Source organism: Bradyrhizobium murdochi, from assembly GCF_000472965.1.
In the GTDB taxonomy this organism is placed as follows: Bacteria; Pseudomonadota; Alphaproteobacteria; order Rhizobiales; family Xanthobacteraceae; genus Bradyrhizobium; species Bradyrhizobium murdochi.
Genome location: NZ_AXAU01000001.1, coordinates 733,967 through 746,830 on the forward strand (window position 1 = coordinate 733,967; position 12,864 = coordinate 746,830).

The window sequence follows — 12,864 nt, forward strand, 5'->3', positions numbered from 1 at the left end:
GGCCGCTCACATGCGCTCAGGACAGCTTGCCCACGGATTTCTCGAGCAGCTCCCAGGCCTGGTCGCCGTATTTACCTTTCCATTCCGCGTAGAAGCCGGCCGAGCGCAGCTTGTCGCGGAACGGCGTCACGTTGGGCTGGTTGAAGGTCAGGCCCTTGCCGGCCAGTTCCTGCTGCAGCCCGGCGTTCAGCTTGGCGACGTCCTCGCGCTCTTTGATGGCCGCCGCGTTGATATTCCTGGCGACGATCGTCCTGACATCCTCGGGCAGCTTTTCCCAGGCGCGGCGGTTCGCCAAGAACCAGAAGCCGTCCCACATGTGGTTGGTCAGCGAGCAGAACTTCTGCACTTCGTATAGTTTGGCGGTCGAGATGATCGCCAGCGGGTTTTCCTGGCCCTCGACGATCTTGGTCTGTAGCGCCGAATAAACCTCGCTGAAATTGATCGAGGCGGGCGCTGCATCGAACGCCTTGAACATCGAGGTCCAGAGCGGCGACACCGGCACCCGGATCTTGAAGCCCTTGAGATCCTCCGGGCCGCTAATGGCCTTGGTCGAGGATGTGGTCTGGCGGAAGCCGTTATCCCAGATCTTATCCATCACCACGAGGTTCGCCTTGGTGATCTCGCCGCGGACATAAGCCCCCAAGCCGCCGTCCATGGCCTTCCAGACCGTGTCATAATCCGGGAACGCAAAACCGATGCCGCTGATGGACGCCGCCGGCACCAGCGTCGCCAAAATGAGTCCCGAGAGCGTGAAAAACTCGACGCCGCCAGACCTGATCTGGCTCAGCATGTCCGTGTCGGAACCGAGCTGGTTGTTCGGGAAAATCTGCAGGTCAAACCGGCCGTTGGTCTCGGCCTCGATCGCCGCCGCCATTTCCTTGGCGCGAGCGTTCATCGGATGTCCGTCCGGAAGATTATTGGCGTATTTGTAGGTAAATTCGGCGGTCTGGGCCCGCGCCACCAACGGTGCGCCGATGCCGCCCAAAACCGCTGACGCAGCGGATGCCTTGAGAAGCGTGCGTCGTGAAAAGCTCATCTCATTCTCCCTTGAGAGTTATTGTTCTTGAGGTCCGAGAAACGAACCTGCGGTCCACGGGATCATCAGCGATCACCGCGCTCGCGCGCTTATTGCAGCGTCAGCAGATGTCGGCAATAGGAATGGCCGGGACGCAGCAGATCCAAAACGTCTTAGCCGCCTGGGGCGAGCCGGTTCGGCGCCAAGCTGACTGGATTTGCCAACATATCCGCCTAAATATCTGATCTAATTGTAGATATCGATATTCCATAATATACCTTATGCGAATCCCGGTGATCGGACTGTGCCCTGACCCTGTGCATTTCAGGTCTAGGAATTTCGCAGCCAGAATGTGCTCGACGTTAGACCGAGGGAACTCAACGCGGAAGCAGCGGACCGAGAGGTCCCAGGTCGATATTCAGGTCCTCGGCGGCGAGTTCGAAGTGCTCCCGCAGGCGCGATATGCGGTTGTCTAGAAGCATCAGCGTCATGCCGACGCGCTCCTCCTCCGCTTCGGTCAAGCCGCCCTCGTCGACACGACGAAGCGCCTGTCGCTCCACGAGTTGACGCAGCAACTCCACGACGGTGAGCACCAGGCGGGCCAGATCTCGTTCGACCGTGTCAGGCGCCATCGAAATGCGCTGGCGCGGCCCCGGCTCATGTCCAGCGACGCCGGCGCTCACTGGTCTTGCTCCGCTGCGCCAGATCGCGTGGTCCGGCCGAGCGACGTGATCAGAGCGCGAAGCGAGATCTGCACCATGTCGATGTCGGCGATCGCCAGCGTGATGTCTCCGGCCAGCACGATGCCACCCGCCAAGAGCCGGTCGAGCAGGTCGACTAGTGCGACCTGTCGGTCCGGGAACGCGGCGGGGCTCACGTGCGCTCCTCGCTGTCGGCGAACGAATAGGGCGGCCAGGGGCCCGTGATCTCGAGCGTCACGTGCGGGTTTTCAGCGCCCAGCCGCTGTGCACGGGCGGCGAGTTCTTCGGCGCGCCCGGCATCCACCAGGTAGGCTGCGTTGAATACATTTTCGCCTGGAGCAGCCGACAGCTCGGCGCTCTGCGTTCGGTGTTGGCGGCGATCGACGGCAAGCCCGGCGAGAACGGCGTCCATCTGCTCGGCCACAGTGGTTGCGCGCCGCCACGCGTGCTGGCGCCGATTGCGCTGCTCGCGGCGGTTGCGCAGGTAGTCCCTGCCCGCGCCCGCCGATCCGGACCCGTCGGTTTTCTCGGCCACGAACATGGCGCCGGCAGATGCGCCCGCGTGCTGCACGTAGATCTTCACCCCCACCTCCACGCGGCCCGCGAATCGATCCAGCGTCTCGCGGAAGCGCCGGTACTCCCGGCGTAGCAACTGCGCAACGCGGTCGTCGGTGCGGTGAACGGTCGCGAGGCGGAACGGCAGCGTTGGTGTGCACGCGGCAACCGCCGCCACGACCCTGTGGTGCGCGCGTGCGATCGCCTCTAGCTCGGCCAGCGTCTCCAGCCTGGCTCGCAGCGCGGCCTCGTCAGCGTCGGCAGGTGCAAGCGGACTGACCACTGCGACCAAGTCTTGGTGGCGGACCAGGTGGATCGCGGCGCCGTCGACGCCGACGAGGCCGGCCGCCTGGGTTGGATTGAACGGGCGCGCGACCGCGTAAGTATAGCTCGCCGTGCTCATCGCCGTGCCTCCAGAGTGGCGGTTTCCAGCGCCCTGATCTTCTTGCGCAACCGCGCGTTCTCGGCCGCGAGCTGCCGCGGCCGAGGCTGGGAAAGCGCCGGATCGTGCTCCCACCAGTCGATCCCCATCGCCTTGGCCTTGTCCACCGACGCGACCAACAGCCGGAGCTTGATGGTTAGAAGCTCGATGTCGAGCAGGTTGATCTTGATGTCGCCGGCGATGATCAGCCCCTTGTCCAGAACCCGCTCCAGAATGTCAGCCAGGTTCGGCGAAGCACCCTGGCGTCCGTGCCACTCCATCATGCGATCAGATTCCATCATGCGATCATTCCTCGCTTTCGTCCCTCGTCCAGCCGGTCGAGGATCTCGTCCTCGCGTCGATCGAATTCCTCGGCATCGATCAACCCTTCATCCAGTTGCCGCGAAAGCTCGGCCAGCTCGCGCCGGATGGCTGCCGGGCCGCAATGCTGTTCGGCAGCGGCGTCGACGACCCGGTCGATGGTCCACAGCGCGAAGCGGGCCGGCGCGAGCGGCAGCAACAAGACATGCGACAGGAGTCCCACCGCCACGTCCCTCACACATCCGCTTCGTTGCCGACGAAGCTGTAAGGCGGCAAGGGCCCGTACAGCTCGACGCTTGCGTAGCCGGGCAGTTCGCGGCGCAGCGGCGACAGGGCACCGTCGAAGTCCGCCCGGGCGCTGGACGCCACCAGGAACGATACGTTGACGAAGCAACCGTCGACCGGCGGGCCCCGACGTATCTGCGCGGCATGTGGTTGCAGGCGGGCGATGACCTGACCCGCGTCACGCGCGCGCCGCTCCGCAACGGCGGCGGCCACGTGCTCGCCGAACGCCACCTTGTCCTGATGGCGGCCGCCATCTGCGGCGCGAAGTGCGTGATTTCGTGCGCGTAACTCGTCGTTCTGAAGCAAGAGGTCGCGGAGAAGAGCTTCCTCCGCATGAACGCCTTTGACGTTGAGCTCGACATGGCCATCCATCCGGCACAGCAGTTCGCCATAGCGACGCGCCCTCGATCGAAGCTCCGTCTGCACGGCCTCGTCGTCGGGCGCGACCATCCCGAACCGCATCGGCAGCACGGTGCCGGCTGCGTAGATCCGTCCGATGACCGCATCGTGCTTCACCAGATCGCGCCGCTTCGCGCGCAAGTTCTCCGGCGCGTCGCTAACCACCGCGACGAGATCCTGCTCGCGCACGAGCCGGAGGGCTGGAGCTCGCTCCCCCACCCCCACCGCGCCTTCGAGCGGTAGTGGGTGCGAGGCACGCGTGACACAGTAGACGTAGCTGCTCATCAGTCATCCTTTCTGTTGGGTCAGCCGATTTCCGTGCGCGCCCGGCCGGGTAGCTCGAGCGGCAGCGCGCCGTCGGGCAGCGAGCGGCCGATCCGGGGGCTGCTGCCGGTGAGATCGAGGCGGCCACACACCTCGGCGAAGCGCAGGTAAGCATCGACGCCGGCCACGACGACCCGCGCATCGATGGTGACCACCTCGAGGCCGATCACCGACACACGCACGAACACGTCGATGACCAGCCCGCGGTCCAGGATCAATTCAACGACTTTGTACAGCTCGCCCGACAATCTGCCACCGTTTGCTTGAGGCGTTTGAGTCATTGCTATTCCAGTCATACGGTTTGCTCCTTCCGGAAAGCACGATTTGTCCTTCCGGAAACTGATACGCGCATAGCTTCGCACTAGTTTCAAAACGAGGACGTAAGCCGCGTCGCCTCGCGCTGCCGCATGCGCTCGCCGCCAATTTTCACTGTCAGCGCAAAGGGTTTCCGTGGGGCCTCACTGCCGGCATAACGCGGCGCTTCGCTAGCAGCGCGTGCGCGACGACTTTGCAGCGGCCGCCCGCCGGGCTGCCAAAATTGGACTCGAAGGGATCGAGATCCACGGAGCGAATGGTCATCTGCTCCATCAGTTCCCTCGCCCATCGCCAATTACCGTAATCAGTCGCGTACGGTTTTTAATCGTAAGTTCAAAGATCATGTCGCAGCCAAACTTCCAATCGGAGCGTCGCGCCTTGGCGCTCTTAGGTGGACTCCGATGCAACCAGGAAAATCGGCGGTTTGACTCGAATGGAACCAGACTGGACTCGAATGCAGCGGTGAAACAGCCGGTGAACATCTCCGTTTTTTGCTGTCGAGACTCAGATCCAATCAGAAACGACACCTGAGAACAGGAACGAGTCGCGGCTTAGGCCAATAACGAGTCCGTCAGGCCGGTCCCTGCTGTGGAAGAATTTGCGCTTGGTCGCGCTCCGCTGCGGCTGGAACGAGCCTCACGGCCCGCCTGCAACTCGGCATTCAACCCAGCAGCACGGGATCGATCGCCTGTGCGCAGAGAACCTCAATCCGCAGCCGAACCAAGCTGTGCCTATGGCGGGGCGGCTGCTCGGTCCGGCGCGCGATCAGAGAGGGACGTCCGCCGCGTCATGACGCTGGTCTTGCGCGCCGATCACGCCGCCGCCTTGCTTAGCTCGGTCGTGAGCCTCTTCTCCGCATCGGTCGAGAGGGAGGTTCGAAGGACGCGCGGCTTGAACGGTTCGATCTCCGGCAGCACCTTGTCTTCGGTGACCTTCCTGAAGAGCACAAAGAGCGCAGAGGATCCTTCCGGAATCGTCTCTCCGAGCTTCTTGATGAAGTCATCACGGATTCCGAAGTCAGTGAGAGAGCCTGATAAAGCACCCATGCCGGCACCGGCAATTGCACCGAGCGCCATTCCGGCGAGTGGATTCAGGAAAAGAAGGCCGACAAGCGCGCCCCACAAGGCGCCGGTGGTCCCGCCGGTGGCCGCGCCGACTTTCGTCAAGCTGACGGCTTGCTTGAGGTAGACTTTGCCGCCCTTCTCGCGTTCAACGACGCAAGCATCTTCGAGATCGATGAGGTATTCCTTCTGCAGAGACCGCAGCTTGTTGAGCACCTCATCTGCGGTGTGCAGTCCATCAAAGCCGAGAACGACCAGATCGCTCATTGTGCTCTCCTTTCGTAGTTGCCCCGACCCCAGCAATAAAAGCCGGAGTATTCTGAGCCGCGCGCGGAGCCTGTCCGATCACAATTGATGCGAAGGTGTGCGGTGTCCCGGCGACAACCCTGATACTGCCTCAAGGCCAACAACAACCTGAGAGGCAATTGGTGCTCAAGCCTCGCCCTGAGTGACCTTCACGATATGGTGAGCGTCGCCGGTCCGGTAGACGGACCAGTCGATAGCTCAATCAGTTCGCGAGCTTAAGGTCTGGCCGTTACAGCCAACGTTCGCCAATATGCATTGCAGTCCGCAAATTTCATCGCTGGTACGCCCCCCGCTTCCCACTCACAATGCGGCTCCAGGCGAAACACAAAGCCCCGAGGCCAGTTGGTTCATGCCGGCCGCAACGGAGGTCTCATCATGCAAGAACGCGTCAGTGGTCCGACCGAATCTCGCGCCATTCCATTCGACACCGCCAAGCTCGATTCCCTTATGGAAGCGGCTGGACTTGATATCCTGGTCGCGACCTCGAAGCATAACGTCCAGTACCTGCTCGACGCGGAGCGGGCGATCTTCTTCGACTACATGGACGCGCTCGGCGTCAGCCGGTACTTGCCTGTCCTGATCTACCCGAAGGGCGCGCCCGACAAGGCGGCCTATGTCGGACACCGGCTGGAAACGCACCAGCGGGCCGTGGCGCCACTTTGGGTTCCGCAAGTCCGCACCGAGGGTAACGGCTCGCTGGATGCCGTTTCGCTGGCGGCAGGCCTGATCAAGGGCGCGGGCGTACCGATGAAGCGCATCGGCGTCGAGATGCCGTTCCTGCCGATGGATGCCGGCAGGGCTCTTTCGGACGCCCTGCCCGATAGCGAGATCAAGGATGCGCTGCTGGTGCTGGAGCGCCTGCGTTCCGTGAAGTCACCGTCGGAGCTGGCCAAGCTGAAAAAGGCTTCGGAATTGGTGATCGAATCCATGGACGAGGTGATCGCACACCACGGCCCGGGTACCACCAAGCGGCAGCTTTTCGACGCGTTAAGGATCGCGGAGGTCAAGCGCGGATTGACTTTCGAGTATTGCCTGCTGGCCTGCGGCGCCAGCCACAACCGGGCGCCTTCCGCCGACCGCTGGGAAACCGGCGACGTGCTCTCGCTGGATTCCGGCGGCAACTATCACGGCTATATTGGCGACCTCGCGCGGATGGCCGTGCTGGGCGAACCGGACAGCGAGCTCAAGGACCTGCTGGCCGACATCGAAGCCATCCAGCGGGCGGCATTCGCCGCGGTGCGGCCGGGCGCTATGGGCGGCGAAATCTATGCCGCGGCGGAAAAGCGGCTCGCGCAGTCCAGCCAGCGCGACTGCACCGACTTCCTGGCGCACGGCATGGGGCTAGTCAGCCACGAGGCCCCTCGCCTGACGGCCAACGGCCCTATTCCCTACGATGACCCGGACGCGCGCCGGCCCTTGGAGCCCGGCATGGTAGTGTCGATCGAAACGACGATGAAGCACCCACGCCGTGGCTTCATCAAGCTGGAGGACACGGTTGCAGTGACCGCAACCGGCTACGAGATCTTCGGCGAAGGCAGCCGGGGCTGGAATATTGGCGGCAGCGCGCTGGCGCGGTGAGGTTGTTCGTTAGGCTTTCGAAGTCAACAAAGGCCCAACTTCACGCCAGCGCAGTGGACCGCCGCCTGGCGGCGGCGAGTCCATTGACCGAAGACCGTGTGACTTGAAGACCATGTGACTTGAAGGTTGCGACGACCATTGCGCGATGCGCGGTCGTGCGCGAGCGTTGGCTTGCGGCTCAGCCCTTTTCGACGTCTCCGCCTGCGTCCAACCAGCCTTTGAAGCCGCCGAGATTGCGTACGTTGCCGTAACCCATATCCTTCAGCGTCTTTCCCACCAGCGCGGAACGCCCGCCGGATGCGCAGTAAGCGATAACCGTTTTGGTCCGGTCGAAGGCCTTATCGTGCATCGCCGAGGCAGGATCCGCTTTGAATTCCACGAGGCCGCGCGGTATGGCGACGGCACCCGGAACTTTTCCAGAGGCAGTAACTTCCGCTGGCTCTCGAACATCGAGAAAAAGCACATCGGCCCTTCCCAGCAATCCCTTAGCTTCATCGGGACTGATACGCGGGACTTCAGCATCGGCTTCGGCGAGCATCGCTTGTACGGTTTTCATTAGGCCTTCTCCATATGTGGGCTCGCCAGCAACGGCGGAGTTCTAATCTAAGCTTCCGCGACGCACGCAATGCCAAATCCGCACAGCAAGGCCGTCGCAAGTTGCAAGGGGCAAATAGCCCATCCCATTTTAATTTCGATCATGCAATTGAAGGATGCTGCGCTATATTTTTGGGTGTGGCAATCCCACTGGTTGTCGCGGCAAATCTGGCCAAACGCGGCCGTACCGCGCTATTTCCCTCTGAACTTGGGCTTGCGTCGCTCCAGAAAAGCCGCCACGCCTTCTTTGTGATCCTCGGTCATGCTCGCCAGCGCGAACTGGTCGACGTCCATGTGGCTGGCGAGATCATCGAGCGCGTGTGCGAGGCGATTGACCGTCAGCTTGGTCATGGCGACGGATAGCGGCGGCTGAGCGGCGATTTTGGCGGCGAGCGCCATCGCGGCGTCGAAGGCCTTGCCGGCATCGGCCACCTCCTCCACCAGGCGCCATTCGTAAGCCTCGGCCGCGGTGATGCGCTGGTCGGCCAGGATTACGGCCTGCTTGGTGCGGGCCGGTCCCATCAGGTGCAGCATGCGCGGCACGCTCTGCCAGCTCATATTCATGCCGAGGCCGATCTCGGGCACGCGCATATGGGCATCGCGGGCCATCACCCGGAAATCCAGTGCAACCGCCAGCGCCACGCCGCCGCCGACGCAAAAGCCCTCGATGGCGCCGATCGTGATCTGCTCCATGTCCTGCCAGGCCCGGGTCAGCCGCGGCCCGAGCTTCAAGTGCCGGCGCAAGGCGCCAACGTCCATGGACTTGCGTGAGCGGCCCTCGGGGTCCTTGAGATCAAAGCCGGCACTGAACGACTTTGCGCCGCCTGTCAGCACCACGACCGAGGTCGCGCCATCGTCTTCAAAACTGCGGGCGGCGTCGGTGAGCTGGCGCAGCGCTTCCGGCGACAAGGCGTTGATGCCGTCGCAGCGGTCGAAACGCACGACAGCGATACGGCCGTCGGGCCCAAGGCCTTTTTCAATCGTCACAAACCCGGTCAACCCATCGCTCCCTATCAGTCTTTTCCGAAAGCTTAGACCAGAAATAATTCCGGCGAACCTGAATCCTTCGTCCATTCCGGTTCGTCTTGTTCGCGAAACCATCGCATCCGCTTGGCGCGGATCGGGGGCGAACAAGGAGCATTTTTGCAGATGGGACCATCATATCGCTGGGTGATTGTCGGCATGGGCGCATTGATGACATGCGTCGGCATCGGCGCCATGTTCTCGCTGGCCGTTTATCTGGAACCGATGTCGACGGAAACGGGATGGTCGCGCGCCGGAATTTCGGGTGCGATGACCATCGATTTCCTGACCATGGGCATTGCCGGGTTTGCCTGGGGCGCGGCCAGCGACAGGTTTGGCACGCGTCCGGTCGTCCTCTGCGGCGCCCTGCTCCTGGGTTCGGGCCTGTTGCTAGCCAGCCGCGCCACCTCCCTGATCGAATTCCAGCTCGCTTACGGCATTCTCGTCGGCCTCGCCGCGGGCGCCTTCTTCGCACCGATGATCGCCGCCGCAGCGGTGTGGTTTGAGAACAACCGCAGCCTTGCCGTCTCGCTGGTGTCTGCAGGCATGGGCGTGGCGCCGATGACGATCTCGCCGTTCGCGCGCTGGCTGATCTCGAGCTACGATTGGCGTACCGCGATGATGATCGTGGGCTTGATGGCGTGGGCCTTGCTGATACCGGCCGCGCTGCTGGTCCGGCAACCTCCGGTGGCGAGGCCATCCGCCTTGCCGGCGTCGCTCGCTGGCAACGATCCGGAAGCGGGATGGTCTGTTGCGGGTGCGCTTCGCTCGCCCCAATTCCTGGTGCTGGCGCTGACCTTCTTCGCATGCTGCGCCGCGCATTCCGGGCCGATCTTCCACATGGTCAGCTACGCGATGCTTTGCGGCATCCCGGCGATGACCGCGGTCAGCATCTACAGTGTCGAAGGCCTCTCGGGGCTCGGCGGGCGTCTCCTCCTCGGCATCCTCGCCGATCGTCTGGGCGCCAAGCGGGTGCTGGTATGCGGCCTCCTGGTACAGGCGCTGGCGATTGGAACCTATCTCTACGTCAGCAAGCTCGCCGAGTTCTACGCGCTCGCGATCGTGTTCGGAACGGCCTATGGCGGAGTGATGCCGCTCTATGCCGTGCTGGCGCGCGAATATTTCGGCCCGCGGATCATGGGAACGGTGTTCGGTGCCGCTACAATGGTATCGAGCCTTGGCATGGCGTTCGGGCCGTGGGCCGGCGGCATGATCTTCGACACCTTCCACGATTACCGCTGGCTTTACATCGGCGCGCTCAGCGTAGGCCTCGCCGCAATGGCGATTGCGTTGACGTTCCCGCCACTGCCGTCGCGATCACGCGAGCGGCTGCAGCCGGCTTAAAGGGTGGATTCCCTGCCTCGACATAGCCCGGATTTTGCGCCTATCCTGACGCCATGAGCGACCATGATCACGACCACCACGGCCACCATCACCACCATGACCACGAGCATTCCGAGCTCTCGGAGACCGAGCTGCGCGTGCGCGCACTGGAATCGATCCTCACCGAAAAGGGCTATGTCGATCCGGCCGCGCTCGATCTCCTGATCGATCTCTACGAGAAGAAGATCGGACCGCGCAACGGCGTTCGTGTGGTCGCCAAGGCATGGAGCGATCCCGCCTACCGCGAACGGCTGATGAAGGACGCGACGGCTGCGATTGCCGAGCTCGACTATTCCGGCCGCCAGGGCGAGCACATGGTCGTCGTAGAGAACACGCCCGAGCAGCACAACATGGTCGTGTGCACGCTGTGCTCCTGCTACCCGCACCCCGTGCTGGGGCTTCCGCCAGTCTGGTACAAATCCGCGCCCTATCGCTCCCGCGCCGTGTCCGATCCGCGCGGCGTGCTCAGGGATTTCGCCGTGACGCTGCCGGACATCACCAAAATCCGGGTCTGGGATTCCACCGCCGAGATCCGCTACCTCGTGCTGCCGATGCGGCCTGAGGGTACCGAGGGCTGGAGCGAACAACAGCTCGCCGAACTCGTCACCCGCGACAGCATGATCGGTACCGGCTTGCCCAAGCAGCCCAGTGAGGCTGCCTGATGGACGGCGCGCATGACATGGGCGGCGCCGAGGGTTTTGGGCCTGTCGTGCCCGAGCCGAACGAGCCGGTGTTTCATGCTGACTGGGAGCGCCGTGCTTTTGCGCTGACGGTTGCCATGGCGCGCCCTGGCGGCTGGAACATCGATATGTCGCGGTTTGCGCGCGAGAACCGACCGCCTGAGGATTACCTCAGCAAGAGCTATTTCGAACTATGGCTGGCCGGGCTGGAAACGCTGATGATCGAGCGCGGGCTGGTGACGCGCGAGGAAATCGAGGCCGGCAAAGCGCTGGCGCCGCCTAAGCCTGGCGTCAAGCCGATCGCTCCAAATGAAGTCACGCCGGCGATCCGCCGCGGCGGCGCGACCGAGCGCGAGCCGAAGCAGCCTGCGATGTTTGCGGTCGGCGAGACCGTGCGAATGAAGAACATCCATCCGGTGACGCATACGCGGCTGCCGCAATATGTCCGTGGCCATCTCGGCACCATCGAGCTCAATCACGGCTGCCATGTGTTTCCTGACACCAATTCGCTTGGCCAGGGCGAAGACCCGCAATGGCTTTACACCGTGCGTTTCGACGGGCCGGAATTGTGGGGCAAGGACGGCGACCCGACGCTCAGCGTCTCCGTCGACGCCTGGGAATCCTATCTGGAGCGCACTTGATGGATTTAACCCCGCAACAGGCGATGCGGGCGGCGGTTGCTGTCCCTGGCGTGCCGCGCGATGAAGACGGCCCGGTGTTTCGCGAGCCGTGGGAAGCGCGCGCCTTCGCGATGGCGCTGGCGCTGCATGAGGCTGGCGTCTTCACCTGGAAGGAATGGGCGGAGACGCTGGGGGAGCAAATCAAGCGCGCGCAGGCCGAAGGCGATCCAGATACGGGCGAGACCTACTACCGGCACTGGCTCGCGACGCTAGAAGCGCTCGTCGCCGCCAAGGGCGTCACAACGTCAGACGTCCTGCATCGCTACCGTGACGCCTGGGATCACGCCGCCGACCGCACGCCCCACGGCGCGCCGATCGAGCTGAGGGCGGAGGATTTCGGGAAGTAGCGACCGCTTTCGCAGGCGACGACATGCGAATGGGCGGCGCGAGTCCTGCCGACTACGCCCCCGCATATTCCCGCCAGCCCTTCGCCCGCAACGCACAGGCCGGGCATTCGCCGCAGCCATAACCCCAATCGTGCTGCGCGCCGCGCTCGCCGAGATAGCAGGTGTGAGAGTGCTCGCGGATCAGGTCGACCAGCCCTGCCCCGCCAAGGTCGTGCGCGAGTTTCCAGGTGGATGCCTTATCGAGCCACATCAGCGGCGTATGCAGCTCAAAATTCTTTGCCATGCCGAGATTCAGCGCCGATTGTAGCGCCTTGATGGTCTCGTCGCGGCAGTCCGGATAGCCGGAGTAATCGGTCTCGCACATGCCGCCGACGATGTGGCGGATGCCACGCCGGTACGCCAGCGCCGCGGCGAAGGTGAGAAACACCAGGTTACGGCCTGGCACGAAGGTGTTGGGTAAGCCGTCAGCGCCCATTTCGATCGCGACATCGCGGGTCAGCGCGGTATCGGAAATCTCTGCAAGCGTCGGGATCTCCAGCGTGTGGCTCTCGCCGAGTTTTACCGCCCAATCCGGCCGCAACGACCTTAAGCCCGACAGCAGCCGGTCGCGGCACTCGAGCTCGATGGCGTGGCGCTGGCCGTAGCTGAAGCCGAGCATTTCGACGCGCGCAAAGCGCCGCAAGGCCCAAGCCAGGCAGGTGGTGGAATCCTGCCCGCCGGAAAACAGCACCAGCGCGGTTTCGGACAGTGATTGGTCGCTCATGACGGGCAATTAGCACTCCCGCGCCCCAAGGCCAACCGGTGGAAATTGCCTCGATTTTAGCCTGTTCCGCTGGGATCGGTCGATCGCTTGCGGCATAAAGCGGCCTGCCCCTT

At 63.4% G+C, this 12,864-nt stretch carries 18 protein-coding genes; 6 read left to right on the forward strand and 12 right to left on the reverse strand.

Annotated features, from left to right (window positions below; translation table 11 throughout):
• Positions 1-16: 16 nt before the first annotated feature.
• From YUO_RS0103750 to gvpJ, 8 genes are all read right to left on the reverse strand, one after another.
• On the reverse strand, positions 17-1,036 hold the full coding sequence (locus YUO_RS0103750) for a TRAP transporter substrate-binding protein (RefSeq protein WP_028346086.1): 1,020 nt from the start codon (positions 1,034-1,036) through the stop codon (positions 17-19).
• Positions 1,037-1,392: 356 nt separating this feature from the next.
• Positions 1,393-1,698 carry a gas vesicle protein K gene (locus YUO_RS0103755; RefSeq protein ID WP_235782614.1) on the reverse strand — a complete coding sequence of 102 codons (306 nt, stop codon included), beginning with the start codon at positions 1,696-1,698 and terminating at the stop codon, positions 1,393-1,395.
• The gene (locus YUO_RS39675; RefSeq protein WP_035725831.1) at positions 1,695-1,892 is read right to left on the reverse strand and encodes a gas vesicle protein; all 198 of its coding nucleotides are present in this window, start codon (positions 1,890-1,892) and stop codon (positions 1,695-1,697) included. Before YUO_RS39675 ends, YUO_RS0103755 begins: the two co-directional genes overlap by 4 nt.
• Positions 1,889-2,674 (reverse strand): GvpL/GvpF family gas vesicle protein, encoded by a 786-nt coding sequence (locus YUO_RS0103765; protein ID WP_028346088.1) that lies wholly within the window; start codon positions 2,672-2,674, stop codon positions 1,889-1,891. Before YUO_RS0103765 ends, YUO_RS39675 begins: the two co-directional genes overlap by 4 nt.
• Entirely contained in the window at positions 2,671-2,994 is a 324-nt protein-coding gene (locus YUO_RS0103770; protein WP_028346089.1) for a gas vesicle protein, read from the reverse strand. The genes YUO_RS0103765 and YUO_RS0103770 overlap by 4 nt, the downstream gene beginning before the upstream one ends.
• Entirely contained in the window at positions 2,991-3,236 is a 246-nt protein-coding gene (locus YUO_RS0103775; RefSeq protein WP_028346090.1) for a gas vesicle protein GvpG, read from the reverse strand. The genes YUO_RS0103770 and YUO_RS0103775 overlap by 4 nt, the downstream gene beginning before the upstream one ends.
• Before the next feature lie 11 nt (positions 3,237-3,247).
• Positions 3,248-3,982: a GvpL/GvpF family gas vesicle protein gene (locus YUO_RS39680; protein WP_035725833.1), complete on the reverse strand. Its 735-nt coding sequence runs from the start codon at positions 3,980-3,982 to the stop codon at positions 3,248-3,250.
• Between the two features lie 20 nt (positions 3,983-4,002).
• Positions 4,003-4,302: a gas vesicle protein GvpJ gene (gene gvpJ, locus YUO_RS48860; protein WP_156908464.1), complete on the reverse strand. Its 300-nt coding sequence runs from the start codon at positions 4,300-4,302 to the stop codon at positions 4,003-4,005.
• Positions 4,303-4,516: 214 nt separating this feature from the next.
• Between gvpJ and YUO_RS48865 the strand changes: the two genes are divergently transcribed.
• A complete protein-coding gene (locus tag YUO_RS48865) occupies positions 4,517-4,867 on the forward strand; it encodes an oxidoreductase (protein WP_083754450.1) in 351 nt (116 codons plus the stop codon).
• A 281-nt stretch (positions 4,868-5,148) separates the two neighbouring features.
• Here YUO_RS48865 and YUO_RS0103795 read toward each other — a convergent pair whose 3' ends face one another.
• Entirely contained in the window at positions 5,149-5,664 is a 516-nt protein-coding gene (locus YUO_RS0103795; RefSeq protein ID WP_028346091.1) for a DUF1269 domain-containing protein, read from the reverse strand.
• Positions 5,665-6,078: 414 nt separating this feature from the next.
• Between YUO_RS0103795 and YUO_RS0103800 the strand changes: the two genes are divergently transcribed.
• A complete protein-coding gene (locus tag YUO_RS0103800) occupies positions 6,079-7,281 on the forward strand; it encodes a M24 family metallopeptidase (protein WP_028346092.1) in 1,203 nt (400 codons plus the stop codon).
• A 178-nt stretch (positions 7,282-7,459) separates the two neighbouring features.
• On the opposite strand, the gene YUO_RS0103805 is transcribed toward YUO_RS0103800, so the two are convergent.
• Positions 7,460-7,837, reverse strand: a complete 378-nt coding sequence (locus tag YUO_RS0103805; protein WP_028346093.1) for a rhodanese-like domain-containing protein — start codon at positions 7,835-7,837, stop codon at positions 7,460-7,462.
• 230 nt (positions 7,838-8,067) lie between these two features.
• Complete coding sequence (locus YUO_RS0103810) at positions 8,068-8,874, reverse strand: enoyl-CoA hydratase/isomerase family protein (protein ID WP_028346094.1); 807 nt, start codon at positions 8,872-8,874, stop codon at positions 8,068-8,070.
• 150 nt (positions 8,875-9,024) lie between these two features.
• Between YUO_RS0103810 and YUO_RS0103815 the strand changes: the two genes are divergently transcribed.
• From YUO_RS0103815 to YUO_RS0103830, 4 genes are read left to right on the forward strand one after another with little or no spacing between them, the layout of a single operon-like run.
• Entirely contained in the window at positions 9,025-10,242 is a 1,218-nt protein-coding gene (locus YUO_RS0103815) for an MFS transporter (protein WP_028346095.1), read from the forward strand.
• A gap of 53 nt (positions 10,243-10,295) precedes the next feature.
• Positions 10,296-10,943 (forward strand): nitrile hydratase subunit alpha, encoded by a 648-nt coding sequence (gene nthA, locus YUO_RS0103820; protein WP_028346096.1) that lies wholly within the window; start codon positions 10,296-10,298, stop codon positions 10,941-10,943.
• A complete protein-coding gene (nthB, locus tag YUO_RS0103825; protein ID WP_028346097.1) occupies positions 10,943-11,602 on the forward strand; it encodes a nitrile hydratase subunit beta in 660 nt (219 codons plus the stop codon). Before nthA ends, nthB begins: the two co-directional genes overlap by 1 nt.
• Positions 11,602-11,988 carry a nitrile hydratase accessory protein gene (locus YUO_RS0103830; RefSeq protein WP_051379208.1) on the forward strand — a complete coding sequence of 129 codons (387 nt, stop codon included), beginning with the start codon at positions 11,602-11,604 and terminating at the stop codon, positions 11,986-11,988. Before nthB ends, YUO_RS0103830 begins: the two co-directional genes overlap by 1 nt.
• A 52-nt stretch (positions 11,989-12,040) precedes the next feature.
• Here YUO_RS0103830 and queC read toward each other — a convergent pair whose 3' ends face one another.
• On the reverse strand, positions 12,041-12,751 hold the full coding sequence (gene queC / locus YUO_RS0103835; RefSeq protein WP_028346099.1) for a 7-cyano-7-deazaguanine synthase QueC: 711 nt from the start codon (positions 12,749-12,751) through the stop codon (positions 12,041-12,043).
• Between the last annotated feature and the right edge of the window lie 113 nt (positions 12,752-12,864).